This is a genomic window from Oceanicola granulosus HTCC2516 (assembly GCF_000153305.1).
In the GTDB taxonomy this organism is placed as follows: domain Bacteria; phylum Pseudomonadota; class Alphaproteobacteria; order Rhodobacterales; family Rhodobacteraceae; genus Oceanicola; species Oceanicola granulosus.
In genome coordinates this window covers 212,723-238,077 of record NZ_CH724110.1, presented here as the reverse complement: position 1 = coordinate 238,077, position 25,355 = coordinate 212,723, and the positions used below count along the sequence as shown (strand labels likewise).

Genomic DNA, 25,355 nt, shown 5'->3' with positions numbered 1-25,355 from the left:
GTACTCCGACAACAGGGAGTTTGGCATCAGGGTGGAAGTGACGGCCCTGTCGCGCGTCTATAAGGAAGGGTTTTTTATCTTGGCCTTCAATATGTCGAAGTTTGCCTACGGTGGCTTCACTCGAATTACGATCTTTCACCAGCTCGGTGACGAGAAACTGGGCATCTTCTCCACGGCTTGGCAGTTCGTACCCCTTTCGACCCTCTTTTTCGCGCAGGTTACAAGAACGTGGCGCTTGACGATCACGCAGTGCATCAAACACGGGGATCGAGCAGCTTTCAGAAAGCAGATTTGCTCGCTAGTGATTACGGTTTTCGCACCGACTTTGCTGGCGACAACGGTCATTTTGCTCTACGGGGGCGAGGTAATCCACCTAGTTTTCAACGACCAGTACGCTGCCGCCTCAGAACTGATGCCGTTCATCGCTCTATATTTTCTCGTCATCGCGCTGGACACAGTTTCGGTCCTGTTGGCAGTCGCACTCTCGTTATCGAGAGTGGTCGCTGTAGCCTATGCCACCTTCGGAGTCGTTACCGTATTGGCTTGTTTAGTTGTGGCAGAGCTCAAATCACTCAATTTACTTCTAGTCACGATAATCGCGGGGCACTTTCTTGCAGCGAGCGTCACAGCTGCGCTTTCGCTGGTCAAGCTGAGGACGGCCTTCAGATGAAGCCGACGGAGCAGCCAGCGGCTTGCGCACGGCCTCTTCAACGGCGCGGTGTTGCGTTTATAGACATGTTGTCAGTTAGTACGCATGTCACTCTAAACAGGTTTTACCTTCGAAATCTTTTCCGACAGCACGATCGGCTTTATGTGTCGCAGGGCCTTTGTGCCTCGTATTCGGACTACGAGCCTCGTGCGTTAGGTCCGCGCCCGGTTGTGGGCGGCCTTCTACAACGATGCGCAGCGGCAGTTCGTGTGGCCAGGATCCTGATGTTTAGGAAGCATGAGAAGGTAGTGTTATTGTCTTATGACCTTCTTGCCCTGCCGCTACTGTCGCGAATTGCAGAGTTCAGACGAGTGGATCTGATCTGCTTTGAACACAACACGGCGCCATCAAACTTCGTCCGGAAGGTTTTACACCGGCTGTCTTCGCGGAAGGTCCGGCGGATGGCCTTTACGCCCTACTTGCGAGACGCATACCAAGCGATCGGGCTGTCAGCTACTTACGTGCCGCATCCGTGCATTCCCCCGGCAAGTTCAGCGGACCAGACGGACGAGATGAGTGTTATCATCCGGGGAGCCGGAGGAGAATACGATGCCGTTGCTTTCTGTCCTAGTGGTAGTGTTCCGCTAGAGAGCATCGAAGGATATGCGCGCGCAAATAAGGGGGTGCTCTTCGTCTGCAAGAGCAACAGAGAGTCCGCGGAGGATAACGTAGTTACCCAGCAGTTTTTTACCAACTACGGAACTGCGGTGGCTCGCTGCGACTTCATGGTGGTCTTCTTCCCCCACGCAAACAAGGTGAGCGGTCCTGCCTTCGAGGCCGTTGCCGCCAGAAAGCCCCTTGTGGTTCTTGAGAACCGTTTCGGGAAGTATATGAAGACCACCTTCCCGCTGAGCGTCTTTTTCCCGGAGGAGCAAGTTCCCCTTAAGCCGACCCCGGGAGCATCGGATGCGCATAACAGTGAAATAATCTCCGTCCTGAGGTGTAATCTGGAATGGGAGACGGAGAGCGCTATTGGCGTCGCTGCCACGGTACGCGCTCAAGGGAGCCGCAAGTTGCTCGAGGCTCAGGACTCATGACCAGTAGATGACGATAGCGGCGAGAGCGATGGCCCTTGGGGGATCTGTCGTAGCGCGTGGCAACGCGCCGCCAGTCCTTTAGCCTGCCGAACATGATCTCGATGCGGTTTCGACGTTTGTAGCGCGGCTTGTCATACTTCACCGGCGTCTTCCGTTGTTTTCGTCCGGGGATGTAGGCACGTATCCCCCTGTCTTTCAAAGCTTCCTGGAACCAGTCGGCGTCGTAGCCGCGATCCTCGAGCAGCCAATCGACACCGGAAGGCTGTCGCACAGCGCCCGCGCCCCGATGTAGTCGCTCACTTCACCTGCCGTTACTAACAGGTCGAGCGGACGTCCCTGGCTATCGGAGATGGCATGCAGCTTGGTGTTCATGCCGCCCTTGGTGCGCCCGATCAGGCGGCCACGCCCCCCTTTTTTGACGCCCAGACTGGACGCCGTTCTGTGGGCCTTCAGATAGGTGGCGTCGATCATCACTCTTCTCGCCGTGCTCGGCAGCCAGCTCCGCCATCATCTTCGCGAAGATGCCTTTGTCGCTCCACCGCTTCCAGCGGTTGTAGAGCGTCTTGTGAGGACCATACTCCTTCGGCGCGTCGCGCCAGCGCAACCCATTGCGATTGACGAAGATAATCCCGCTTAAGACGCGCCGGTCGTCGACTCTCGGCTTGCCATGGGACTTAGGGAAGTACGGCTTCAGGCGCGCCATCTGCGCCTCGCTCAGCCAGAAGAGATCAGACATGTCACCGCTCTACTTTCGCGCGGTGAGTCACGCCCTTCGCCTGAAATTAATGGGTCCTGAGCCTAGGGCACGGGACCCACTCACCGGAGCTCTGCTTCCGCACACTGAGGAATGCGATGAGAAAGAATCTTTTGTACGTTTCTACGAATGATGGTTCTGACGCGAGAATTTCAAAGGAGCTCCGTACGCTGTCTGAACATTATGACGTGCACTTCTACGGATTCATGAGGGCGGGGAAAAATGCTGGAGCTGCTCTAGCTGGTTGCAAGTCTTATCATCTGGCGGCAGGAAGCCCGCGAGCGGTCGTGCCTCTGGTACGATATGTCCTGACAGTGGCCGTAGAGCTAGTCCGGTATAAAGATGCGTCGGTACACGTAGTCAATGAGGAGCTTCTTGCGATCTTCTATATTTTCCTCCTCAGAAAGTGGGTTGTCTTGGACGTTTTCGACTCGATATTTCTGAGGATGAATAAGCCCGGCGAGAAAGCTTATCTTGCCAAGCGAATTCTGTACTGGCTCCCTCAGGTGATCATAGTTACAGATGACAACCGAAAAGAGTTGCTGCCGAAGTTTGCGCGGAGAAAGTCGATTGTCATCCCAAATGTTCCGAGAATGGCAAAGTATCCTAATAAGGTCGCCACGAGGGAAGGCTCTCTGGTAATATATTACGTCGGATCCCTGTCCAAGGATCGGGGGTCGTCATTCATCGAGAAGCTGCTTTCTGCGGATGAGAGGATATCGGTTGTCGCGGCCGGTTGGATCTACGATACTTATACAAGTAATTTGTTAGACCATCCGAGAGTCACCTATATCGGCGTACTGCCCCAGGCCGATGTGAACAGCCGGATCGCTTCCGACGCTGACTACTTGCTTGCGATTTATCCTCTCCACAATGATAACAACAGGAACGCAAGCCCAAACAAGATATTCGATTCGCTTCACACACGAACTCCCGTGATAATTTCGACGGGGACATATGCTAGCCGGGTGGTTGAGGAATTGGGAATAGGGATGCTAGTGGAGGAGGAGGGGGAGATCGACTTTGATGATCTGTCAAGACTTCTCTTCCGTAGTAGAACATCTTTCTGCTTCGAGGAGCACGTACTAAGGGATTATGCGTGGGAGCGTTATGAGGCCATTTTGCTATCCAGTCATGAGCAGCGGCGAAGTTCAGGATGATGCGGAGGCCTTGAAAGTTCAAGATCATGTTTCTCCAATTCATCCGAAATCAGGCGTGCATGTATTGCAGTAGCTCTGGGTGTAGCATATATAAATCTCGCCAGTTTCTGAGGTTCTTCTGCTGGCGCTGTGGAGAAGAAGTCAGGCATGGCTAAACTTAGATATCGAGTAAAGTTGGGTGACGACAGCAGAACGAAGCCGTTAAACTACTCTACACATAGTGAGAGGTGGGGATGAAACAGCTTCTCCAGTCCCTCAAGGATGGGAGCACCCGCCTAGAAGAGGTGCCGGCGCCCCGCGCCCGCCGCGGCGAACTCCTGATCCACACTACCACCACGCTCGTCTCAGCGGGCACTGAGAGAATGCTGGCGGAGTTCGGCAAGGCCGGCTGGATCACCAAGGCCCGCTCTCAGCCCGACAAGGTACGGCAGGTCTTGGAGAAGGCGCGCACCGACGGTGTCGCCGTTACTCTAGAAGCCATCCGCTCCAAGCTCGACCAGCCTCTGGCGCTCGGCTACTGCAATGTCGGCCGCGTCGCCGAGACGGGCCCCGGCGTCGAACAATTTGAGCTAGGCGACCGCGTCGTTTCGAACGGTAAGCACGCCGAAGTCGTGGCCGTTCCAAAGAACCTCTGCGCGAAGGTCCCCGACGCTGTCTCGGACGAGGCCGCGAGCTTCACTGTCCTCGCCGCCATCGGCCTCCAAGGGGTCCGCCTCGCTCAGCCCACGCTGGGGGAATGCGTAGTAGTAACGGGCCTCGGGCTCATCGGACTCCTCACTGTCCAGCTCCTGCGCGCGCAGGGCTGCCGGGTGCTCGGCCTAGACTTCGACCCCTCCCGCTTGGAGCTCGCCCGCCGCTTCGGCGCAGAAACGGTCAATGTCGGCGCGGGCGAGGACGTGCTCGCCGCCGCGCAAGCCTTCTCGCGCGGGCGTGGCGTGGACGCTGTCCTCATCACTGCCTCCACGAAGTCGAGCGAGCCGGTATCGCAAGCAGCACAGATGTGCCGCCAGCGCGGGCGCATCGTCCTCGTCGGGGTCACAGGCCTCGAGCTCAGCCGCGCCGACTTCTACGAGAAGGAGCTCTCCTTCCAAGTCTCCTGCTCCTACGGCCCCGGCCGTTACGACTCCTCTTACGAGGAGGACGGCCAAGACTACCCAGTTGGCTTCGTCCGCTGGACCGAGGGCCGCAACTTTGAGGCTGTCCTCGACCTGATGGCCAACGGCGCGCTAGACACCGCTCCACTCATCACCCATCGCTTCCCAATCGAGCAGGGCGAACAGGGCATGGCCCTCCTCACCTCGGGAGAGCAGTCGCTCGGCATCCTGCTGAGCTATCCAACCGAGGGCCAAGCAGAGCGCCTCGCGCAGCCGCGCATCGCGCTCACCCCGGCGCCGGCGCGCGCCAAGGGCAGCGTCGCAGTCCTGGGCGCAGGCAACTACGCCGGGCGCGTCCTGATCCCCGCCTTCAAGAAGGCGCGCGCCTCGCTCCGCTCGGTTGTGAGCGGCGGTGGTGTCACCGCCGTCCACTTCGGCCGCAAGTACGGCTTTGCCGAGGCGGCCACCGACGGCGACGCCGCGATAGCCAACCCGGCCGTGGACACGGTAGTGATCGCCACGCGCCACGACCTCCACGCCTGTCAGGTCGAGGCGGCCCTGCGGGCCGGCAAGCACGTCTTCTGTGAGAAGCCACTTTGCCTGACCTTGGACGAGCTGTCCCGCATTGAGGCCGCGGCGGCCGAGCGCCCGGACCTGCATGTCATGGTTGGGTTCAACCGCCGCTTCGCGCCGCAGGTCGTGCAGATGCAGAAACTGCTTGCCGCTGTCGCCGAACCCAAGAGCCTGATCCTCACCGTTAACGCTGGCGTCATCCCCCCCGACCACTGGACGCAGGATCCCGCCGTGGGCGGCGGCCGCATCATCGGCGAGAGCTGCCATTTTTTCGACCTGCTGCGCCACCTCGTCGGGCATCCGGTCCTGTCACACCACGCGGTGGCGCTTGGCCGGCACCCGGCGCTCCCTGTCCGCGACGACAAGGCGACGATCACCCTGACCTTCGCGGACGGTTCAGTGGGGACAGTTCATTACCTCGCCAACGGCAATAAGGGCTTCCCCAAAGAGCGGCTCGAGGTTTTCGCCGCCGGACGCGTGCTCCAGCTCGACAACTTCGTCGGGCTGCGCGGCTGGGGCTGGCCCGAGTTCAGAAAGATGCGGCTCTGGCGGCAGGACAAGGGTCAGGCGGCCTGCGCGGCGGCCTTCATGCAGGCGGTCCGCGAGGGTGGTCCCACGCCGATCCCGCGCACCGAGGTGCTGGAGATCAGCCGCCTCAGCATTGAGATCGCAGAGGCTCTGCGTTGACAGCGCACTCCGGGGCGGCCTCGCATGGACGCGACCGAATTTCGCTAAAATTGCGCCCCTAATCAGCGCCATTGAGGCGCGGCAGGCCGAGGAAGGTCGGATCGGCTGCCGCTTCGTCCACACGGGCCAGCATTTCTACGCACGCCTGTCGGATGATTTCTTCCCTGAACTTGGCCTGCGTGTCTCGGACGTGTCCTTTGGGATCGGCCCGGGCACTCCGGCCGAGCAGACCGGCGCGATTATGGCACAGTACGATCTTGGAGCGCCACCTTGCCTAACGCCACTTTCACGCCGGCCCGCGCGGCCCTCCTCTGGCGCACGACGCGGCACCTGCGCCTTGTTCAAATCATTGGCCGCGCCTGGTTCCGCCTCTACCAGCCCCGCCCCGACTTCGCGCCACCCCCGCCGCTCGCGGCGCCGTCCGGTCCCTGGACCCCCCCAGCTCGGCGTGTCCCGAGCCTCGTCAGCCCGACGACCTTCCGCTTCCTCAATGAGGACGGATCCCTGCTTGAGACCGGCTGGGACGACCCTGCTCGGTCCAAGCTCTGGCGGTATAACCAACACTATTTTGATGACCTGAACGCCGAGGAGGCCGGGGTGCGGGCTGGCTGGCACCGAGCGCTGATCCTCGACTGGGTCGCCGCCAACCCGCCCGGCATCGGCTCCGGCTGGGAGCCTTACCCCACTTCGCTTCGGATTGTGAACTGGATCAAATGGGCACTCGCCGGCCACGAGCTTCCCCCGGAGGCGGTGGCGAGCCTCGCCGTCCAAGCGCGTTGGCTGACAAAGCGGCTCGAATGGCACCTTTTGGGAAACCACCTCTTCGCCAACGCCAAGGCGCTCCTTTTCGTGGGCCTCTGGTTCGACGGCCCAGAGGCCGCCCGCTGGCGCCAGCGGGCTCTCTCGATTCTCGCTCTCGAGGTGCCCGAGCAGATCCTCCCAGACGGCGGCCAGTTCGAACTGAGCCCGATGTACCACGCGCTAGCCATTGAGGACCTCCTTGATCTCGTGAACCTCGTCCGGGCCCGCGGTCGGCCCGATGACGTGGACCTATCCCGCGCGGCCGCGGACTGGTGCGCGCGCCTGTCTCTCATGTTCGGCTGGCTCGCCATTTTGAGCCACCCCGACGGGCGTATTGCTTTCTTCAACGACTCAGCTTTCGGTATCGCGGCCGAGAACGCGGAGCTCGCCGGGTATGCCGGCCGGCTTGGCCTCGTCGTCCCACATCCCCCCGCGGGCGCCCTGCGGCTCCCCAATTCTGGTTACGCCCGGCTGGCCAAGAACGAGGCCGTCCTTCTCGCCGACCTCGCTCCCATCGGCCCAGACTATCTTCCCGGGCACGCCCATGCCGACACGCTCTCCTTCGAGCTCTCGCTTGGGACACAACGTGTAGTTGTGAACTCTGGGACCTCAGTATATGGCTTCGGTGCAGAGCGGCTCCGCCAGCGGGGGACGGCAGCCCACAGCACGGTGACGCTCGGGAACTGCGACTCCTCAGAAGTCTGGAGCGGGTTTCGCGTTGGTCGCCGCGCCCGTGTTATCGACGCCGGGGTTGGCGGGGATGCGGATACCCTCTGGGCCGAGGGTGCGCATGACGGATATGTCCATCTCCCTGGCCACCCCGTCCATCGGCGTAGATGGGAGCTCGGCCCCACGGGCCTCCGAGTAAGCGACAGCCTCGCCGGCGACGAGGCCGAAGCTCGCTATCACCTCCACCCCGACATCGAAGCCCTCCAAGACGAGCCTCATGCCGGCCACCTTCTCCTCCCAAACGGTCGGAGCCTCCGCTGGATAGCTGAGGGCGGATCCGTCCACATCGCGCGGTCAAGCTGGCACCCTGAGTTTGGCCTTTCGCTACCGACCTCCTGCCTCGTCGTACCCCTCCGAGACGGACAAGCCACCCTTTCCCTCAACTGGGCCTGACGCTATGCACATTCTCTTCCTTTCCGACAATTTTCCGCCCGAGGTGAACGCCCCTGCAAGCCGCACGTTCGAGCACTGCCGGGAATGGGTGAAGGCTGGCCACCAGGTGACTGTCGTCACTTGCGCCCCGAACTTTCCCAAGGGACGGGTCTTTGAAGGCTACCGCAACCGGCTCTGGCAATCCGAAGTAATGGACGGCATTCGGGTGATCCGGGTCTGGAGCTACGTCACGCGCAACGAAGGCTTTGCCAAGCGTATCCTTGACCACACGAGCTACATGATGGCGGCCACGCTGGCCTCACTCTTCATCCGGCGTGTGGACGTCATTATTGGCACCTCCCCTCAATTCTTTACAGCCTGCGCAGCCTGGGCCGTGTCTGCCCTCAAGAGGCGCCCTTGGATCTTTGAGCTCCGGGACATCTGGCCCGAGTCAATACGAGCGGTCGGAGCGATGCGTCAGTCGCGCGTCCTCGACACCCTCGAGAAAGTAGAACTATTCCTATACCGTAAAGCGACTGCGATAATCTCGGTCACGCAAGCCTTTAAGCAGAACCTTGTAGAGCGCGGCATAGACGCCGCCAAGATCCACGTCGTCACGAACGGCGTAGACGCCTCTCGCTTTCAGCCCCTGCCCAAGGACGCCGCGCTCCAGCAGGAGCTTGGCCTCGAAGGCAAGTTCGTCGCGGGCTACATCGGCACGCATGGGATGGCCCACGGGCTTGGCACGCTGCTTGATGCGGCTGCTCGGCTGAAGGCCGTGCCAAACGGGGATGTTTTCCGCATCATCCTGCTGGGGGACGGCGCGACGCGAGCGGCCCTTCAGGCAAGGGCCACGGCCGAAGGTCTAGACAATGTGCTCTTCCTTGACAGCGTGCCGAAAGAGGAGGTGCCCCGCTACTGGTCCCTACTCGACGCCTCCATAGTACACCTGATCCGCCGCAAGCTCTTCACCACGGTAATTCCGTCCAAGATCTTCGAGTGCATGGCGATGGCAATTCCTATCCTCCACGGCGTGGAAGGCGAGTCAGCCGAGATCGTCCAAACGAACGGAGTCGGCATCCTCTTTGAGCCCGAGAACGGCGCGGCGCTGGCGGCAATCTTGCAACAGCTTCACAATGATCCGGACCTCCGGTCACGCCTTGCCGCCAGCGGCCCCCCTGCGGCGCATCGCTACGACCGCCGGAGGCTTGCCAGTGACATGCTGCGCATTGTCGAGAAATGCCTGCCGGGAGCTAGCACTCGGAAGCCGCTAAACCCAGAGCGCTTGTCCGATGATGCAGCCAAATGATAATACCAACGGCATCCCGCCCATGGGCTTTGTTGCGCAAAGGACGTGAAGCGCGGACCTCCCCTTTCCCCAGACGCACTTATGCCCCGGGCTCTGTGACAGGTATGCCGAGCGCGGTGTAGCCGTTCAGGACGGCGGCGCGGATCTGAGGTTCGGCGACCTGCCGATCGAAGTCGCGTCCCATGAGGCTCTGCCCCAAGAGCTTCACGCAGTGCATCTTCGTCTCGGCGCGGCTTCGGCGGTGGTACCCGCTCCATTTTCGCCAGATGGCGCGGCCGAGGTATTTTGATGCTCGGAGGGCCTCGTTCCGGGCGATGGCGCCCGCGGTCGAAGGCTTCCACGGTTTGGCGTTCCTGCGCGGCGGTATGATCGCATGGGCGCCTCCGTCGGCGACGGCGTCGTGGCACTTGCGCGTGTCGTAGGCACCGTCCGCGGTGACCGAGCCGATTTCCACATCAGGCGGGATCTGGCTGAGCAGTTCGGGCAGCATGGGCGCGTCACCGACGTTGCTCCCGGTGATCTCGAGGGCTCGGATCTCCAGCGTCTGCTCGTCGACGCCGATGTGGATCTTGCGCCATAGGCGGCGTTTCGCGCCACCGTGCTTGCGGGCGTGCCACTCGCCTTCACCTTCGGCCTTGATGCCGGTGCTGTCGATCAGCAGGTTCAGCGGCCCCTGCGAGTTGCGGTAGGGAATGGTCACGGCCAAGGCCTTCTGGCGCCGGCTCAACGTGCTGAAATCCTGCACCGCCCAGTCGAGGCCAACCAGGCGCAGGAGGCTTTCAACGAAACCGGTCGTCTGCCGGAGCGCCATGCCGAAGAGGACCTTCATCGTCAGGCATGTCTGTATCGCAGCATCGCTATATTGCGGCTGACGGCCTCGCTTGCCGGTCGGCGGCGGCACCCAGGCCATGTCCGGATCGAACCAGATCGTCAGGGAGCCACGCTGCTTCAGCGCTTCGTTGTAGGCCGGCCAGTTCTTGGTCTTGTAGCTCGGCGGGATGGGTCTGCTCATGCAGACCGGCTAACGCGCGGGATTCACGAGATGAATCCCTCACCCGGGCTTTGCGCAACAGAGCCGGCGCTATCTTCTGGACGTAGCGGAACAAAGCTGAACGCGTCGACGTAGGAAGCCATCCTATACCCAAACGTTATGCTCAGCTTGCTCCAGGTAGCGGGCGAGCACGTTAACCGACTTCCAGCCGCCGGCTCGCATGATCGAAGCCGTATCCTGTCCCGCGCCCAGCAGATCCTGTGCAGCACCCACCCGGAGAGAATGCCCGGAGAAATCGGCCACCACCGAGGGGTCGAGGCCAGCTGCACTCGCGGCCTCCTTGATCAGGCGCTTAACGCTGGTGCAACTGAGCGAACGCTTGATCGCCTTGCCTTGATAGATTGGGCAAAACAGGGGGACGATATTCGGCCCCCGCCAGATGAGCCAGGCATCAACCAGCTCCCGGCTGCGGGACGACGTGAACGCGATACGCCCCTCCCCGAAGGGATCGGCCTTGCTGCGGCGGATCATGACGCGCAGCGTCCCATCATCGCGCCAGAGCAGATCTTCGGAGCGTAGAGCGACGAGTTCGGAACGGCGGGTTAGGCACTCATAGCCGAGTGACAGCATAGCGCGGTTACGCAGCCCCCATGGCGTGTCCGGTTGAGCCGCGAGAAAGCGATCGAGATAGGCACGGGTGAGTCCCTTGGCCTGTTTTGGCCGACAGAGCTTGGTGCGCCTGACTCGCCGAAGCGAAAGGTTGATCTCTTCGTCCCATGTCGGATCCGGCAGACGTAACAGCCGATGCGCCTTGCGGATCGCATAGACCCGTCGTCGGACTGTCGAAGGAGCGAATTCCGGGCTTTGTGCTTCGAGGAAAGCACAGACAGTTGCGACATCCGCAGGGAAAGCTGTGACGCCCTCCTCCTTGCACCACTGGACGAAGATACCCACGTCGCTGTAATAAGAGCGCATGGTCGCGGGGGCGTAGGCACCTTCCAGCCGGGCAAACTCTGCACGCCAGTCCAATGCGGCAATATTGCTCGTTTTATGCAGCATATTGCTCATATTGAGCAATGTTGCATGGAGGTCAAGTGCTTACTTCAGTACAAATTCGTGCGGCACGCTCCGCTCTCGGCTGGTCTGCGGAAGACCTTGGCAGAATAAGTGGTGTTTCCCGTCGTACTGTAGTGAGCATGGAAACAAGCGAAGGTGTCCCCTCAGCCAATGCTTCGACGCTCGAGGCGGTTCGCAAAGCTTTGGAAGCTGCTGGCATCGAGTTTATCGGCACTCCCGAAGACCGCCCCGGCATCCGCATCTCCGTGCCTCCGTCAGAGAAGTAACCGCTTGCCTCGTACTCTTGCCTTCAACCGGCGTTGGACTGCCCTGCTTCTTACGGCGCTCTTGGCGCTCGTCATCGGTGTCCTGACGCTGCTCCCCCTGACTACCCCAAACGCCATCCCCGGCAGCGACAAGCACCACCACCTGATCGCCTTTGCCGCGCTCGCCCTGCCCGTCGCCGCGCTTGCGCCGCGTCTGCTGTGCGTCCTGCTGCCGGTACTCGCGCTGTACGGGGTTCTGATCGAAGTCCTGCAGCCTTACGTGGGGCGCAGCGGCGACCCTAAGGATGCGCTGGCCGACGGGCTGGGGCTTCTCATCGGGTCGAGCGTCGGTCTCCTGCTGTCTCGTCCGCTCCGGCGCGGCTTGACGCGGCACCTGCCTGCACCGGCCGAGTAGGGGTCAGCCCGACCACCACCCGCTCCTCAGATGTCCTCGATAAATTCGCGGCCTTTCCGCAGCAGATCGCGCACATGCGCGTTGAGCGCCCGCGCCTCTGCAGTGTACTTCCCGTGCTTCAGCGCATTCCGGTTGCCCTTCGGCGCACCGGAGCCCGCCGCACCCCCATGCATCCGGCAGCGCGCCTTACCGGTCACTGCCGGCGCTTGGCAGGGCGTGCCCTTGCGCGTTCGGGCGCCGCAGCGCCGGCTCGCCCGCATCGGCCCAGTGTTGCGCGAATGTTTCCCGTCATGACTCGGTTCGGTCCTCCGACGACTCGGACGCCTCTTGCGGCTCGAGCGGGGCCTCTGGCGCATGCTCGACCCCCGGCGGCGCCCGCCCCTGCCCGTCTTCCTGTCTCTCCACGTTGCCGAGGATCGCCTGCCCACCGGAATGTACGTGGACATGCTCGACGGTCACCTTCTGCTGGCCCCTGCCCCGGTGCTTGTCGAGCGCCGCCAACTGCTGCTTGTAAAGCGCCATCAGTTTGTGGGCGTGCTTGAGGTTCGCGTCCCGGCCCTCGAAGCTCTGACCTTGGATTGCCGCCCGTCGCAGGCAGTCGAGCGCCGCCGCGTGCGTACCCACCATCTGCGCCGCCAGCATACCCTCGGCCGCACCCTTCGGCTCCAGCTCCTCGTAAAACTCGAGCGCCCGCATGATCCGCGCGTTGCGCTCGGCCTCGGGCAGGCTCTCGGGGAGCCAGAGGAGCTCGGCAATTTCGTTGAGCTTGCGCGTCTCGAAGGTCCAGTCGTCGACGGGCAAAAGCCCCTCGACCGGCAGGAACTCTGCAGCCGGCAGCTTATGCGATCGCGTCTGCGGTTCGGGTGACTTCTTCTTCCGCGCCATGACGGCAAAGATGGGTGACGTCCTGCCGCCGCACAAGTGGCCGTCGGTTCGCCATCTCACTGTGCGTGGGGTTGTTCTGGCCTTTTCGGCTTTTGACCCCCCTCCCCCGGGGCGTGCCCGATTGAGGGCGTTGGTCGACTCCTATGCCCGATGACGCTTGCCGCCCGCGTTGCAGCGTCAGACGCCCGCTCTCGACCGTTATCAGCGCTTTGTGCCTCCTCAGCCTTCGCCAACACGCGAGATGGTCGAAACAAGGACTTCTCGCATCACCTCTACGAACGCCAGCGGTCGACTCGCGCGCCCGTGAGCTTCGTCACGAAGACCCCGATGACCAATATCAACATGAAGCTTTCCGAGCTTCTGGGGTCTGATCGGCGCTGACGATCAAAAGCGAGCCTGCTTGGGCAGGCTCATTAGAGTTTCTCCAACTTCCTTAAGCCGCGAAAAACCTCCGCAGGGGCGCAGGCAGTGGGGCTGTCGGACATCGCCGATGGTCCCCCATCTGGCTCGACGCCACCTGTCCGCGCCCATCGGTGCGCCAGGCTACTCGAGATCACCTTCAGCCATCCGAGACGACTGCCCATCGACGGAGCCGCGCTCGAGACGTCGTCCGCTCGCTTCGTCGAAAAAGTGCGTAGCACCATTATCGAACGTGACCGCAATTTCGTCCCCCACATCGAAGGTTGGCCGCTCGCGCAGCACCATGGTCAGCGGGCGTCCGGCCATGGTGAGGTCGACGACGCTCTCCGAGCCGGTCGGGTCGATGTTCTCCACCCGCGCGGGCAGCCCGCCGGCGGCGGGGCGGATCTCCTCGGGGCGCTTGCCTATGCGGACCCGGGCGCCGTCGGGGACGGCGGCGGCGGCGGGGAGCGCCGCCGCGCCGCCGCCGTCGATCTGCAGCTGGCCGCCGCTGGCGCGGGCCGGGATCAGGTTCATCGAGGGCGAGCCGATGAACTCGGCGACGAAGGCGTTGGCCGGCCGGTCGTAGAGCTCCAGCGGGGCCCCGACCTGCTCGATGCGGCCCGCCTGCAGCACCACGATCCGGTCGGCCATGGTCATCGCCTCGACCTGGTCGTGGGTGACGTAGATCATGGTGGTACCGAGGCGGCGGTGCAGCGCCTTGATCTCGCTGCGCATCTGCACGCGAAGCTTGGCGTCGAGGTTGGACAGCGGCTCGTCGAACAGGAACACCGCCGGGTTGCGCACGATCGAACGGCCCATGGCAACGCGCTGACGCTGGCCACCCGAGAGCGCCCGCGGCTTGCGGTCGAGCAGCGGCGTGATGTCGAGGATCTCGGCGGCGCGGCGGACCTTGTCATCCTTCTCCGCCTTCGGCGCGCCGGCCAGGGTGAGCGAGAACGCCATGTTTTCGGCCACCGTCATGTGCGGGTAGAGCGCGTAGTTCTGGAACACCATCGACACGTTGCGCTCCTTGGGCGGCGTGCCGTTGACCACCTTGTCGCCGATCCGGATGGTGCCGCCGGTGATCTCCTCGAGCCCGGCGATCATCCGCAGCAGGGTGGACTTGCCGCAGCCCGAGGGGCCGACGAGCACGACGAACTCGCCGTCGGCGATGGCGGCGTCGACGCCGTGCATCACCTGCATTCCGGCGTAGGCCTTGCTGACGTTCTCGATGTCGACCGAGGCCATCACACCGCTCCCACGTGGATCCGCGTCGCCGAGACCGCGCCTTCCTGCACCAGCGGCCCCATCGCGCCGCCCGCATAGGTGGCGTCGGTGGCGCTGACACTGTGGTCGCCGATGGTCGCGGAGAGGCGGTCGCCGTCGGCGCGGACGACGAGCTGGAACGGGGTCTCGAGATCGATCCGGCAGGGGGTCTCGTCGAGCACCGTCTCCTCGTCGTCACGGCGGCGCACCAGTTGCAGGGTGCCGGCGCCGGTGAGCCGGGCGGCGTAGTGCCGGCGCAGGCCCTGGGCGCGGAAGACCAGGCCGCCGACCGGGCCGAGGTGCCACATCATGTCGGCCTCGACGCGGTAGTCGGTCCAGTCGCGGGTGCCCTGCAGGATCATGCCCGCGCCGCGAGCCTGGCTGATGCGGATGTCCTGCTGGAAGTGCTTGGAGAAGAAGCTGGCGCCGTTGACCCAGGCGCGCCACCAGAAGTCGCCGCCCTCGGCGGGCCGGCGGAAGGTCACGTCGGGCGCCCCGTCCCAGCCCATGCGGTCGAGCAGCACCCGGCCGGCGGCGCGGCCGGTCGGCGTGGTCAGCACCACGCCGACCTCCGCGATCGGCTGGCCGCCCAGATCGGGCAGGGTCCAGGCGAGATCCACCGTTTCGCCGGAGCGCAGCAGGGTCGGTTCGGGCGCGTCGAGCGCGACCAGCCGGTCGCTGCCGTCGTAGTGGCGCACCCGCAGCCGCGCCTCGACCGTCCCCGACAGCCGCTCGGCCTTGAGCCGGGCGGTGAGGCGCTGGCCGGGATAGACCAGCGGCGAGGCGAGCAGGTCGTAGGTGCGCATCTTCTTCACCTCCGGCGGCGAGAACACCGGCGTCGTCGCCGCCGCCTCGCGGCCCTGGGCCAGCGCCTCGAGGTCGAGCGCCAGCGCCTCGCCGGTGCCGTGGACGCGGAGCTGCGCCAGCGCGGCGTCGCCGCTCTGCGCGCGGAAGCCCTGGACCGAGCCCGGCAGGGTGAAGTGGAAGCGGGCGCCGTCCTTGGGCGCCGGCAGCGGCGCCTCGCCCGCGAGCTGGCGGCCGAGATCGGTGAGCCAGCGGGCGATGCGCACCGCGTCGGTGATCGCGTTGCCGCCGTCTGCGGTGGAGATCAGCAGCCGGTCGGCCACCGGCCCGCGCCAGTCGGGGCCGGCCTCGAGACCGGCGAGCCCGTGCATGATCCCCTGCAGGCAGCCGAGGTTGCCGGCGTTGCAATCGGTGTCCCAGCCGCTCGTGTTGACGATCATCTGGCCGCGCTGGAAGTCATCGGGCGCGTGCAAGAGCGCCATGATCATCAGCGCGTGGTTGGGCACCACGTGGCAATTACCGGGATAGTGCTGGTAGCCGTACTTGTCCTCGACCTTCTGGCGGGTCGCCTCCCAGTCCTCGTTGGAGGCCGCCACCCAGCCGCGCAGGTCGGCGACGAGGCGGGCGATCAGGCAATCCTCGGGGATGAAGCTCAGGCCGGTGTCGAGCAGGTGGTCGACGTCGCGGGAGACGAAGGCCTCGGCCTCCATCGCCGCCCAGAGCACCGCGGCGTGGACGCTCTCGCCGTCGTGGCTGACCGAGCCGGCGGCGCGGGCGAGCCGGGCGGCCTGCTCGGGGTTGCCCGGCGAGACCAGCGCCCAGCCGTCGATGAAGATCTGCGCGCCGATCTGTTCGGCCACCGCCGCTCCGTTGGTCTCGATCGAGCCCGAGGCCGGCGCCTTGATCCCCTTGTCGAGGTTCAGCCAGGCGGTGTGCTCGGTCGAGTTGCCGGCCCCGCCCCACCAGAGGATGGCGCGCTCCTCGACCAGGTAATTGCGCCAGGTCTCGCCGATCTCCTCGGCCGTGAGGTCGGTCGACAGCCGGTGATCCTCGAGCGCACGGGGGAAGGTGAAGGTGCCGCCGACGTCGTCGTCGGTGACCACGAGGGGGTCGCCCAGCCGGTCGTGCACGTAGTAGGTGATCGGCCCGAGCTCGCGCAGGATGCGCTCATAGCGCCAGTTCTCGAACGGGCGGCCGAGATAGACGCCGATCAGCTTGCCGAGAACGCCGGCATAGACACGCTCGAGGTGGTCGTTGGGTAGCGACATGGACTTCTCCGTTGGTCAGCCCTTCACCGATCCGCCGGCCATGCCTTCGATGAAACGGCGCTGGAGCGCCACGAAGAGGACGACGACGGGAAGGACGATGATGAGGGCGGCGGCCATGATCTCACCCCAGTCGGAGGTGTATTGGCCGGAGAGCTGAAAGAACGAGACCACCGCGGTGAGCCGGTCGCGGCCCTGCAGGAAGGTCGTGGCGACGAGGAACTCGTTCCAGGAATAGAGGCCGATGATCAGCGCCACGGTGAGGATCCCGGGGCTGACGATGGGCAGGAACACGCGGCGGAAGACCTGCCAGTGCGTCGCCCCGTCGACCAGCGCGGCCTCCTCGAGCTCCTTGGGCACGGCCAGGAAGTAGGTCCGCAGCAGCATGATCGCGAAGGGCGAATAGACGGCGGTGTAGATGCAGGCCACCGCGAGCGGATTGTTGATCAGCCCGAGCCGGGCGAAGCCGAAATAGAGCGGGAACAGGAACAGCTGGATCGGCGCCGTTGTGGTGGCCAGCAGGTAGAAGGTGACCACCTTCCAGGTCTTGATCTTGCGCCGGGCCAGCACGTAGGCGCTCAGCGAGCCGGTGGTGCAGACCAGCACGATGGTCAGCGTGGTGAGCACCACCGAGTTCCAGAGCGTCCGCCCGAAGCGGGCGTCGTCCCAGGCGCGGGTGAAGTTGTCCCAGCGGAACACCTCCGGCCAGGCCAGCGGGTTCTCGACGATCTGGGTCGAGGGCTTCACCGAGTTCAGCACCATCAGCGCGATCGGGAACAGGGTGATGAACAGCAGGATCCCGAGCGCGGTGTAGACGATGTAGAGGGTGGTCCGGCTCTCGGTCATTCCTCGAACTCCTTGGCCTGGGCGCGGATGTAGAAGACGGTGGCGCAGAGGCCGAACAGGCTGATCACCACCGACACCGCCGCCGCCTTGCCCACCGCGAGGTCGTAGAATGCCGAGCGGTAGGCCAGCGTCGACAGAACTTCCGAGGAATAGGCGGGTCCGCCCTGGGTCAGGATGTAAACGAAGTCGAAGACCAGGAACGACCAGATCACGGTCATGATCAGCATCAGCGTGATCGTCGGCTTGATCCCCGGCAGCAGCACGTAGCGCATGGTCTGCCAGAAGGTCGCCCCCTCGACCCGCGCCGCCTCGACCTGCTCGGCCGGGACCTGGCGCAGGGCGGCGAAGAAGATCACGCACAGGAACCCCCACCAGTGCCAGAGGTCGACCACCGCGATGCCGTAGAGCGAGGTCGCGGTTTGGGTCAGCGGGTTGGTCATCTCCAGCCCGTAACGGTCGAGCAGCCCGTTGATGCCGGTCACCGGCGAGTAGATCATCCCCTGCCAGATCCGCGCGGTGATCGCGGTGGCGATGATCACCGGCAGGAAGTAGACGACCTGGAAGAAGGTCGAGCCGCGCCGGGCGACGAGCATCATCGTCGCCGCGAGCAGCCCCATCCCCACCGGCACGGTGAGGAAGATCGCCGTCCAGATCACGTTGTTGGTCAGCGCCGTCCAGAACACCCGGTCGTGCCAGAGGTCGGCGAAGTTCTCGCCGCCCACGAAGCGCGGCGACGAGATGCCGTCCCACTGGAAAAAGGCCAGGGTGATCGTCAGCAGCGCCGGAATGGCGATGATGACGACGTTGATGATGAGCGTGGGAAGCACGTAGAGGCGATGCATGAGGCCTCCTTTCCCTCCGTGGTCTGGAGCGGGGTCGTCGGGCGGGCGGGGAGAGCGGAGGGGCGCGGGCGCGCCCCTCCCTGCCGGCTCAGCGGGCCGGGATCGCGGGCACCTTGTCCTCGGCCATCTCCTGCTGGAACTGCGCGTCGAGCTCGGCGAGGAACTCCTCGCTTGTGGTGCGGTCGAGCCATACCTCCTCGATGCCGTTGATCAGCAGCGAGTTGGTGGCCGGCGGCAGGAAGGTCCACGAGGTGTAGCCGTAATTGCCCTCGTCCACCGACGTCGCCAGCGTCGCCATTGCCTCGACGAAGATCGGCATCGCGTCGGGGTCCATCTCGACGCCCGACAGGTCGCTGAGCGGGATGTTCCACTCACCCTGCCAGGCCGAGTTCATCGGACCGTAGAAGCCGGGCGAGAAGATGAAGTCGATCACCTTGGCGGCGCCGTCGGGATTGTCCGAGCTCTGCGCGATCGAGAAGGTCGAGCCGACGCCGAGCGGGAACACCGGCTCGCCTTCGGCCGAGGGGAAGCCGGTGAAGCCCGGCTCCGCCCCGCTCTCGCCGAAATAGATGTCGATGTTCTGGAACGCCCAGGTGCCCGAGGGCATCATCCCGGCCTCGCCCTGCGCCAGCATGGCGGCGACCTGCTCGCCGCTGTCGAGCGAGAAGTAGTCGTCGCCGAAATAGCCGGCCTCCCACCAGCGGGCGAGCGCGTCGATCGACTCCACGAAGGCGGGATCGGTCCAAGGGATCTCGCCGGTGAGAGCCTGGTAGACCTTCTCGGGGCCGGCCACGGCGTTGAGCGCCAGCGACACGAACCACTCGTTGGCGCCGCGCCAGTCGGAGTTGCCGGCGGCGAAGGGCACGATATCCTTGGCCAGCATCTCGTCGGCCAGCGTCTCGAGCTCGGCGATCGAGCCCGGGACTTCCCAACCGTTCTCCTCGAACAGCGAGGCGTTGTAGTAGAGGCCCAGCGTCTCGTAGGTCTTGGGCAGCGCGTAGAGGGTGCCGTCGTAGCGACCCATCTCGAGGAACACCGGCAGGATCCGGTCGTTCCAGCCGTATTGCTCGGCGTAGTCGTCGAGCGGCAGCAGCTGGCCCGACTGCGCCATCGGCGCGACGTAGGACGGCCCCGGCGTGTAGACCACGTCGGGCCCGCTGCCCGAGAGCATCGCCACGCGGAGCTGCTTGTCGAGCTCGTTGCCGCGGTAGTCGATCACCAGCGTCTCGTCGGGGTTGGCCTCGGCGTAGGGCGCCTCGATCAGGTCGGCGATGAGCTGCTGCTGGTCGGGCGTCGCCTGCTCGTACCACCAGATCACGTCCTGTGCGCCGGCCTGTCCGGCGAGTGCGGCGAGCAGGGTCGCGGCCAGCGTGGTGGTCCTGTAGTGGGCCTTGGTCATGTCGAGGTCCTCCTCCTCTGTGTATCCTGGATTGCCGGCGGGCCGATCGAGGCCCGCGCGACGATGTCGAAGGGCATCTCCACCACCCGCCCCGGCCCTTCCGCGGCGCCGGTGAGCCGGGCGAGCAGCAGTCCGGCGGCACGGGCGCCGAGGTCGTCCTGGTGCAGCGCCACGGTGGTGAGCTGCGGCATTGCCAGCGCGGCGGGCATGATGTCGTCGAACCCCGCCACCGAGACGTCGCCGGGTACCGCGACGCCGGCCTCGCCGAGCACCCGCAGCGCGCCGATGGCCATCAGGTCGTTGGCGGCGAGCAGCGCGGTCGGAAGCTTGTCGCGGCGCAGCATCGCCTGCACCACCTCGGCGCCGCCGGCGGCGGAATAGGCCCGCGCGGTGTGCACCACCGCCTCGCGGCCGGCACGGTCCATGGCCGCACGGTAACCTTCGACCCGCACCGTCTCGGGGCCACCCGCCGCGGCGATCATCTCGATCCGCCGGTGGCCGAGGTCGAGCAGCGTCTGGGTGAGCTCGGCGGCGGCGCGGCGGTTGTCGACGAAGACGTCGTCGATGGCCAGCGCGCCGCCGGCCTTGGGATGCGCCTCGATGCGCGCCACCGCGACGCCGGCGCGCACGGCGTCGGCGAAGTCCGAGGCGCGGCGGGTGAAGAACACGCCGACGAGGCCGTCGTAGCGCCCCTGCAGGGCCGCGGCGATCACCGCGTCCTCGGCCTCGGCGGCGCCGCCGGTGTTGATGGCGACCACGTCGTACTCGCTGCCCATCGTCGCCTGCGCGGCGGCGAAGAGCGCGGGGTAGAACGGGTTGGTGATATCGGGGACCACGCAGGCGACGACCATGCTGCGCTGGGTCCGCAGTGCTCGGGCGAAGCGGTTCGGCGTGTAGCCGAGTTCAGCGATTGCCGCCTCGATCCGGTGCGCCGTTTCCGAAGCGACGACGCCGTCGCCCCCGGCGAGGAATGTCGACACCGTCGCTTGCGACACCCCGGCCCGCACCGCCACATCCTTCTGCGTGATTCTCGCCCCGCGCTTCATGGGGCGACAATCGATACGAATAACGTGTAAGTCAATACGTATTGGCACCGCTTAATCCCCGCCCTCGGCCTCACGAGCGCATTCTTGGGCGCCGATAGGCGAGTCCTCCCCGGTTACCGCGCCGGGAGACGACGAGCAGGACGTGGTTGAGGTTCATGTCTTGGTCTTCGAGGCTCCTGGTGCGCCGCCTCCGCGAGGCGAAGGTAAAGTGGTGCTCCTGTACAGGCAGTCAGTCGTCGAGCAGAACAAAACCAGCACGTGGATGGCCTTCGCAGGTCCTCCGCAGCGCGAGCCGACGAGTTCGCAGCCCCTTCCTGGTGCCAGCCGAACGGAGCTTCATATGAGCCAAGAGTTGCAAACCTACCCGAGCGACCCCACGACGGCCTGGCTGGGCGCTCCCAGCCTGTGGCGAGATGAAGATCCTGCCCAGTTCGACCAGCTGATGGAGGCCCTGAACGCGGAATTAGCCCCGCCACGGCGTACCAGCGGATCCTGGTGCGGCACCTCGCCGACCTGCAATGGGACTACCTCCGTCACCGCCGGTTGCGCGACGCACGGCTGAAGCGGCAAGTCGCGACCAAAGCCGCGGCCATGCTGGACGGTCCCGGCGAGAGTTTCCTCGACCTCGGTATCGTCTCGCCGGAGTATGAGGAAATCGGCCGTGCGCTGGTCGGGCCGGACGAGTCGGCGCGGCAGGACGCACAGGACCAGATCGCGGCGGCAGGTCTGTCGATTGAGGACGCGCCTGGCCGTCGACCTGTTTCCGGAGGTGTCGGGGTCGGGCGTGTCGGTCCGGGGCAGGCGCTTGCAGCGAGAGCTGAAGGCGCTCGACCGCCGCCGGCGCCGGGCCGCGAGCCGGCGGCGACGGGCTTTCTGGCGCTGGTACAGGCTGCAAGTCTAGGGGCCGCCTGACCTGAAGGCGGGAGCCTCGGCCGCTCCATCGGCCGGAACAAGACCACGACATGCTGAAACGGAGCCACTTTCTACCCTAGGTTGCGTTGGCGCGGTTGCGTCGGCCAGGATGTCCGCGCCCCGCGACGGACAGCGCCGGCGGCGCAGTTCGACTCGGATACCCGATGAAGGACTCCATTGCCCGATAACGCTTAGTCGCTCCAGTGGGGGCGACCGCCCTATGAAAACTGTTCCGGCTCAGTCAGCGTAAGCTGTCAGGATAATGAAAAGGGACAACCGATGAAGATCCTCGTCACCGGCGGCGCCGGGTTCATCGGCTCGGCGGTGGTGCGCCTCTCCGTCTCGCGGGGCCATCAGGTCGTCAATCTCGACGCGCTGACCTATGCCGCCTGCCTCGCCAGCCTCGCCTCCGTGGCCGACAGCCCGCTCTACGCGTTCGAGCAGGCCGACATCCGCGATCGAGCTGCGCTCGACCAGGTCTTCGCCAAACACGCCCCCGACGCGGTGATGCATCTTGCGGCCGAGAGCCATGTCGACCGCTCGATCGACGGGCCCGGCGACTTCGTCGAGACCAACATCACCGGCACCTACAACATGCTGGAGGCAGCGCGCGCCTGGTGGGTGCAGGCGGGCCGGCCTGAAGGCTTCCGCTTCCATCACGTCTCGACCGACGAGGTGTTCGGCTCATTGCCCGCCGATCCGGAGATGAAGTTCACCGAAGAGACGCCCTATGATCCGCGTTCGCCTTACTCGGCATCGAAGGCTGCCTCGGATCACCTGGTGCGCGCCTGGCACGAAACTTACGAATTGCCGGTGGTGCTGACCAACTGCTCGAACAATTACGGCCCCTACCATTTCCCCGAGAAGCTGGTGCCGGTGGTGATCCTCAACGCGCTGGCGGGGAAGGAGCTGCCGATCTACGGGCGCGGCGACAACATCCGCGACTGGCTCTATGTCGAGGATCACGCCGATGCGCTGCTGACCGTGCTGGAGCGCGGCGCCTTGGGGCGCAGCTACAATATCGGCGGCGAGAACGAGCGCACCAATCTCGAGCTGGTCCACACGCTTTGCGCCATTCTCAATGAGCTCCGCCCGAAAGCTAGCGGCTCCTATGCCGACCAGATCGCCTTCGTCGCCGACCGGCCCGGCCATGACGGACGCTATGCGATCGAGCCCAGCCGCATCCGCGACGAGCTGGGCTGGCGACCTTCGGTGACGCTCGAGGAAGGGCTCAGGCGCACGGTGCAGTGGTATCTCGACAATGAGACCTGGTGGCGGCCATTGCAGGGGCGCGACGGCGTGGGCGAGCGCCTCGGCACCGGCCGGGGGGCGGCATAATGCGGCTACTTGTTCTCGGCCGCTCGGGCCAAGTCGCGCGCGAACTGGCCCGCCTGTCGGGCACTGGCTACGAAATCCGTTGCCTGGGCCGCGACGAAGCCGACCTGTCACGACCCGGTGCGGCGATGGAGGTGGTGCGCCGGACGTTGGACACGTTCCGCCCTGATGCACTGATCAACGCCGCCGCCTGGACCGCCGTGGACGCGGCCGAGACCGAGGAGCCGGCCGCGCATGCACTCAACGCCGAAGCGCCCGCCGCGCTGGCCCGGTTGGCGGCTGAGGCGGGACTGCCTATCGTGCATATCTCGACTGACTACGTCTTCAACGGCGCAGACGACGCGCCCTATGCGACCGACGCGACCACGGCACCACTCGGCGTCTATGGACGCACCAAGCTCCTGGGCGAGCAGGGCGTGGCAATGGCCGCGAATCCTGCCGGCTGGGCAGTGCTGCGCTCGTCGTGGGTGTTCTCGGCGCATGGGGCAAATTTCGTGAAGACGATGCTGCGGCTCGGCACCGAGCGCGACGAGCTGCGCGTGGTGGCCGACCAAGCCGGCGGCCCGACCCCGGCCGACGCCATCGCACGTGCTTGCGCAACCATTGCCGAAGCGCTTGCAGCCGATCCGGGAAAGAGCGGGATCTATCATTTCTCGGGCACGCCGGACACCAGCTGGGCCGGGTTCGCGCGCGAGATCATGGCGCGGGCCGGGCTCGATTGTCGGATCGAGGAGATCCCCAGTGCCGACTACCCCACCCCCGCGCCGCGACCGCTGAACTCGCGGCTCGACTGTCGAACGACTGAAGCCGCTTTCGACCTTGCACGGCCAGACTGGCACATCGGGCTCGACGCGGTGCTGAAACACGTCAAAATGACAACATGAAGATCACCGAGACCGCGCTGCCCGGCGTGCTGATCCTCGAGCCACGCCGCTTCGGCGACGATCGCGGTTGGTTCATGGAGAGCTGGAACCGAGAGACGCTGCGCGGGCATGGGATCGAGATCGATTTCGTGCAGGACAACCATTCCTATTCGGCTCCGAAGGGCACCGTGCGCGCCCTGCATTACCAGAGCCCGCCGCATGCGCAGGCCAAGCTGGTCCGGGTCGCCCGCGGCACGGTGCGCGACGTGGCCGTCGATGCGCGGCGTGGCTCGCCGACCTATGGCCGCCATGTCGCGGTGGATCTCTCGGCCGAGAACGGCCGCCAGCTGTTTGTGCCGGCGGGCTTCCTGCACGGCTTCGCGACACTGACTCCGGATGTCGACCTGCTCTACAAGTGCTCGGACATCTACGCACCCGACTGCGACGGCGCGGTGGCCTGGGACGATCCCGATCTGGGCATCGACTGGGGTATCGACCCTGTCACGGCGACCCTGTCGAACAAGGACCGGGCTGCGCCGCAATTTGCCGACTGGACCAGCCCCTTCACGGTCTGACCGCCCGCCCCTTCGAAGCCGCTCTTTCGAGGTCTTCATGAACGCCGCCCTTCATGCCCGAACGATCCGCCGCAAAGGCATAATTCTCGCCGGTGGCTCCGGGACACGGCTCTACCCCATCACCATGGGGGTCTCGAAGCAGCTCCTGCCGGTCTACGACAAGCCAATGATCTACTACCCGCTGTCGGTGCTGATGCTGGCTGGCATCCGCGAAATCGCGGTAATCACCACTCCGGAGGACCAGTTGCAGTTCCGGCGACTGCTCGAGGACGGCAGCCAGTGGGGTATCTCGCTCACCTACATCGAGCAGCCCAGCCCGGACGGCCTCGCCCAAGCCTATATCCTGGCCGAGGATTTCTTGGCCGGAGCACCCTCCGCCATGGTGCTCGGCGACAACATCTTCTTCGGTCACGGCCTGCCCGAAATCCTGGCGCAGGCCGATGCGCGCATCGAGGGGGGCACCGTGTTCGGCTACCACGTTGCCAGCCCGGAGCGCTATGGCGTGGTCGATTTCGATGAGCGTGGGCGAGCCCGCTCGATCATCGAGAAACCTGCGATCCCCCCCTCGAACTACGCCGTGACCGGCCTGTATTTCCTCGATCGCTCCGCTTCGGAGCGGGCTCGGTTCGTGCAGCCCTCGGCGCGTGGCGAGTTGGAGATCGCGAGCCTGCTCGAAAGCTACCTTGACGAGAGCAAGCTCTCGGTCGAGCGCATGGGGCGCGGCTTCGCTTGGCTCGACACCGGCACCCATGACTCGCTGCTCGACGCAGGCAACTTCGTCCGCACTCTGGAGAGCCGGCAGGGGCTGCAGACCGGCAGCCCCGACGAGATCGCCTACGGACAGGGCTGGATCGACGCCGACGCGCTACGCGACCGCGCCGCGCTGTTCGAGAAAACCGCCTACGGGCAATATTTACTGAGTCTCGTGGAACAGAGCTGAACCTATCGAAGCCCTAGCCTGC

23 protein-coding genes and 1 pseudogene are annotated in these 25,355 nt (G+C 64.8%); 13 read left to right on the top strand and 11 right to left on the bottom strand.

Annotated features, from left to right (window positions below; translation table 11 throughout):
- A partial coding sequence (locus tag OG2516_RS17965) for a lipopolysaccharide biosynthesis protein (protein ID WP_007257064.1) occupies positions 1-670 on the top strand: 670 nt, incomplete at its 5' end.
- Between the two features lie 551 nt (positions 671-1,221).
- On the top strand, positions 1,222-1,746 hold the full coding sequence (locus tag OG2516_RS20580; RefSeq protein ID WP_217598187.1) for a hypothetical protein: 525 nt from the start codon (positions 1,222-1,224) through the stop codon (positions 1,744-1,746).
- Here the strand turns inward: OG2516_RS20580 and OG2516_RS19805 are convergent.
- Positions 1,741-2,482 (bottom strand): annotated as a pseudogene (locus OG2516_RS19805) (IS5 family transposase). The gene OG2516_RS20580 and the pseudogene OG2516_RS19805 sit on opposite strands and share 6 nt — an antisense overlap.
- 116 nt (positions 2,483-2,598) lie before the next feature.
- Here OG2516_RS19805 and OG2516_RS20095 point away from each other — a divergent pair.
- The 4 genes from OG2516_RS20095 (at position 2,599) to OG2516_RS17940 (ending at position 9,225) form a co-directional block, all read left to right on the top strand.
- The gene (locus OG2516_RS20095; RefSeq protein WP_156799439.1) at positions 2,599-3,660 is read left to right on the top strand and encodes a glycosyltransferase family protein; all 1,062 of its coding nucleotides are present in this window, start codon (positions 2,599-2,601) and stop codon (positions 3,658-3,660) included.
- A gap of 233 nt (positions 3,661-3,893) precedes the next feature.
- Complete coding sequence (locus OG2516_RS17950) at positions 3,894-6,014, top strand: bi-domain-containing oxidoreductase (RefSeq protein WP_007257060.1); 2,121 nt, start codon at positions 3,894-3,896, stop codon at positions 6,012-6,014.
- Positions 6,015-6,611: 597 nt separating this feature from the next.
- Positions 6,612-7,937, top strand: coding sequence for a heparinase II/III family protein (locus OG2516_RS17945; RefSeq protein WP_202795429.1), 1,326 nt, complete (start codon positions 6,612-6,614; stop codon positions 7,935-7,937).
- Positions 7,938-7,941: 4 nt separating this feature from the next.
- Positions 7,942-9,225, top strand: a complete 1,284-nt coding sequence (locus OG2516_RS17940; protein ID WP_050769211.1) for a glycosyltransferase family 4 protein — start codon at positions 7,942-7,944, stop codon at positions 9,223-9,225.
- Between the two features lie 79 nt (positions 9,226-9,304).
- Here the strand turns inward: OG2516_RS17940 and OG2516_RS17935 are convergent, their stop codons facing one another.
- Together OG2516_RS17935 and OG2516_RS19800 are read right to left on the bottom strand one after the other, a co-directional pair.
- A complete protein-coding gene (locus OG2516_RS17935) occupies positions 9,305-10,237 on the bottom strand; it encodes an IS5-like element ISOgr3 family transposase (protein ID WP_007257056.1) in 933 nt (310 codons plus the stop codon).
- 123 nt (positions 10,238-10,360) lie between these two features.
- Complete coding sequence (locus OG2516_RS19800) at positions 10,361-11,284, bottom strand: tyrosine-type recombinase/integrase (RefSeq protein ID WP_083788648.1); 924 nt, start codon at positions 11,282-11,284, stop codon at positions 10,361-10,363.
- Between the two features lie 8 nt (positions 11,285-11,292).
- Between OG2516_RS19800 and OG2516_RS21010 the strand changes: the two genes are divergently transcribed.
- Positions 11,293-11,559, top strand: a complete 267-nt coding sequence (locus OG2516_RS21010; RefSeq protein WP_425357555.1) for a helix-turn-helix domain-containing protein — start codon at positions 11,293-11,295, stop codon at positions 11,557-11,559.
- A 61-nt stretch (positions 11,560-11,620) separates the two neighbouring features.
- Entirely contained in the window at positions 11,621-11,953 is a 333-nt protein-coding gene (locus OG2516_RS17920) for a VanZ family protein (RefSeq protein ID WP_050769209.1), read from the top strand.
- A 26-nt stretch (positions 11,954-11,979) separates the two neighbouring features.
- Here the strand turns inward: OG2516_RS17920 and OG2516_RS17915 are convergent, their stop codons facing one another.
- The 8 genes from OG2516_RS17915 to OG2516_RS17880 form a co-directional block, all read right to left on the bottom strand.
- Entirely contained in the window at positions 11,980-12,213 is a 234-nt protein-coding gene (locus OG2516_RS17915) for an HGGxSTG domain-containing protein (RefSeq protein WP_040616327.1), read from the bottom strand.
- 28 nt (positions 12,214-12,241) lie between these two features.
- The gene (locus tag OG2516_RS19195; RefSeq protein ID WP_007257052.1) at positions 12,242-12,838 is read right to left on the bottom strand and encodes a hypothetical protein; all 597 of its coding nucleotides are present in this window, start codon (positions 12,836-12,838) and stop codon (positions 12,242-12,244) included.
- Between the two features lie 543 nt (positions 12,839-13,381).
- Positions 13,382-14,488: an ABC transporter ATP-binding protein gene (locus tag OG2516_RS17905; RefSeq protein ID WP_007257051.1), complete on the bottom strand. Its 1,107-nt coding sequence runs from the start codon at positions 14,486-14,488 to the stop codon at positions 13,382-13,384.
- Positions 14,488-16,578 (bottom strand): ADP-ribosylglycohydrolase family protein, encoded by a 2,091-nt coding sequence (locus OG2516_RS17900; protein WP_007257050.1) that lies wholly within the window; start codon positions 16,576-16,578, stop codon positions 14,488-14,490. The genes OG2516_RS17905 and OG2516_RS17900 overlap by 1 nt, the downstream gene beginning before the upstream one ends.
- A gap of 15 nt (positions 16,579-16,593) precedes the next feature.
- A complete protein-coding gene (locus tag OG2516_RS17895) occupies positions 16,594-17,421 on the bottom strand; it encodes a carbohydrate ABC transporter permease (protein ID WP_007257049.1) in 828 nt (275 codons plus the stop codon).
- Positions 17,418-18,263: a carbohydrate ABC transporter permease gene (locus OG2516_RS17890; protein ID WP_007257048.1), complete on the bottom strand. Its 846-nt coding sequence runs from the start codon at positions 18,261-18,263 to the stop codon at positions 17,418-17,420. The genes OG2516_RS17895 and OG2516_RS17890 overlap by 4 nt, the downstream gene beginning before the upstream one ends.
- An 88-nt stretch (positions 18,264-18,351) precedes the next feature.
- Positions 18,352-19,662, bottom strand: a complete 1,311-nt coding sequence (locus tag OG2516_RS17885; RefSeq protein WP_007257047.1) for an ABC transporter substrate-binding protein — start codon at positions 19,660-19,662, stop codon at positions 18,352-18,354.
- Positions 19,659-20,669, bottom strand: coding sequence for a LacI family DNA-binding transcriptional regulator (locus tag OG2516_RS17880; protein WP_202795427.1), 1,011 nt, complete (start codon positions 20,667-20,669; stop codon positions 19,659-19,661). Before OG2516_RS17880 ends, OG2516_RS17885 begins: the two co-directional genes overlap by 4 nt.
- Before the next feature lie 534 nt (positions 20,670-21,203).
- Between OG2516_RS17880 and OG2516_RS20090 the strand changes: the two genes are divergently transcribed.
- The 5 genes from OG2516_RS20090 to rfbA all read left to right on the top strand — a co-directional run bounded on the left by OG2516_RS20090 (position 21,204) and on the right by rfbA (position 25,333).
- Positions 21,204-21,620, top strand: coding sequence for a hypothetical protein (locus OG2516_RS20090; protein WP_156799438.1), 417 nt, complete (start codon positions 21,204-21,206; stop codon positions 21,618-21,620).
- A 279-nt stretch (positions 21,621-21,899) separates the two neighbouring features.
- Positions 21,900-22,958 (top strand): dTDP-glucose 4,6-dehydratase, encoded by a 1,059-nt coding sequence (rfbB, locus tag OG2516_RS17875; RefSeq protein WP_007257045.1) that lies wholly within the window; start codon positions 21,900-21,902, stop codon positions 22,956-22,958.
- The gene (rfbD, locus tag OG2516_RS17870) at positions 22,958-23,839 is read left to right on the top strand and encodes a dTDP-4-dehydrorhamnose reductase (protein ID WP_040616324.1); all 882 of its coding nucleotides are present in this window, start codon (positions 22,958-22,960) and stop codon (positions 23,837-23,839) included. The genes rfbB and rfbD overlap by 1 nt, the downstream gene beginning before the upstream one ends.
- Entirely contained in the window at positions 23,836-24,393 is a 558-nt protein-coding gene (rfbC, locus tag OG2516_RS17865; protein ID WP_007257043.1) for a dTDP-4-dehydrorhamnose 3,5-epimerase, read from the top strand. The genes rfbD and rfbC overlap by 4 nt, the downstream gene beginning before the upstream one ends.
- Before the next feature lie 37 nt (positions 24,394-24,430).
- Positions 24,431-25,333, top strand: coding sequence for a glucose-1-phosphate thymidylyltransferase RfbA (rfbA, locus tag OG2516_RS17860; RefSeq protein ID WP_040616323.1), 903 nt, complete (start codon positions 24,431-24,433; stop codon positions 25,331-25,333).
- Positions 25,334-25,355: the final 22 nt, after the last annotated feature.

What these genes read in the sequence shown, in the direction of transcription:
- OG2516_RS20580 (WP_217598187.1), top strand. Translation starts at nt 1,222, where the DNA reads ATGAGTGTTATCATCCGGGGAGCCGGAGGAGAATACGATGCCGTTGCT.
- OG2516_RS20095 (WP_156799439.1), top strand. Translation starts at nt 2,599, where the DNA reads ATGAGAAAGAATCTTTTGTACGTTTCTACGAATGATGGTTCTGACGCG.
- OG2516_RS17950 (WP_007257060.1), top strand. Translation starts at nt 3,894, where the DNA reads ATGAAACAGCTTCTCCAGTCCCTCAAGGATGGGAGCACCCGCCTAGAA.
- OG2516_RS17940 (WP_050769211.1), top strand. Translation starts at nt 7,942, where the DNA reads ATGCACATTCTCTTCCTTTCCGACAATTTTCCGCCCGAGGTGAACGCC.
- OG2516_RS17935 (WP_007257056.1), bottom strand. Translation starts at nt 10,237, where the DNA reads ATGAGCAGACCCATCCCGCCGAGCTACAAGACCAAGAACTGGCCGGCC.
- OG2516_RS19800 (WP_083788648.1), bottom strand. Translation starts at nt 11,284, where the DNA reads ATGAGCAATATGCTGCATAAAACGAGCAATATTGCCGCATTGGACTGG.
- OG2516_RS21010 (WP_425357555.1), top strand. Translation starts at nt 11,293, where the DNA reads ATGTTGCATGGAGGTCAAGTGCTTACTTCAGTACAAATTCGTGCGGCA.
- OG2516_RS17915 (WP_040616327.1), bottom strand. Translation starts at nt 12,213, where the DNA reads ATGCGGGCGAGCCGGCGCTGCGGCGCCCGAACGCGCAAGGGCACGCCC.
- OG2516_RS19195 (WP_007257052.1), bottom strand. Translation starts at nt 12,838, where the DNA reads ATGGCGCGGAAGAAGAAGTCACCCGAACCGCAGACGCGATCGCATAAG.
- OG2516_RS17905 (WP_007257051.1), bottom strand. Translation starts at nt 14,488, where the DNA reads ATGGCCTCGGTCGACATCGAGAACGTCAGCAAGGCCTACGCCGGAATG.
- OG2516_RS17900 (WP_007257050.1), bottom strand. Translation starts at nt 16,578, where the DNA reads ATGTCGCTACCCAACGACCACCTCGAGCGTGTCTATGCCGGCGTTCTC.
- OG2516_RS17895 (WP_007257049.1), bottom strand. Translation starts at nt 17,421, where the DNA reads ATGACCGAGAGCCGGACCACCCTCTACATCGTCTACACCGCGCTCGGG.
- OG2516_RS17890 (WP_007257048.1), bottom strand. Translation starts at nt 18,263, where the DNA reads ATGCATCGCCTCTACGTGCTTCCCACGCTCATCATCAACGTCGTCATC.
- OG2516_RS17885 (WP_007257047.1), bottom strand. Translation starts at nt 19,662, where the DNA reads ATGACCAAGGCCCACTACAGGACCACCACGCTGGCCGCGACCCTGCTC.
- rfbB (WP_007257045.1), top strand. Translation starts at nt 21,900, where the DNA reads ATGAAGATCCTCGTCACCGGCGGCGCCGGGTTCATCGGCTCGGCGGTG.
- rfbD (WP_040616324.1), top strand. Translation starts at nt 22,958, where the DNA reads ATGCGGCTACTTGTTCTCGGCCGCTCGGGCCAAGTCGCGCGCGAACTG.
- rfbC (WP_007257043.1), top strand. Translation starts at nt 23,836, where the DNA reads ATGAAGATCACCGAGACCGCGCTGCCCGGCGTGCTGATCCTCGAGCCA.
- rfbA (WP_040616323.1), top strand. Translation starts at nt 24,431, where the DNA reads ATGAACGCCGCCCTTCATGCCCGAACGATCCGCCGCAAAGGCATAATT.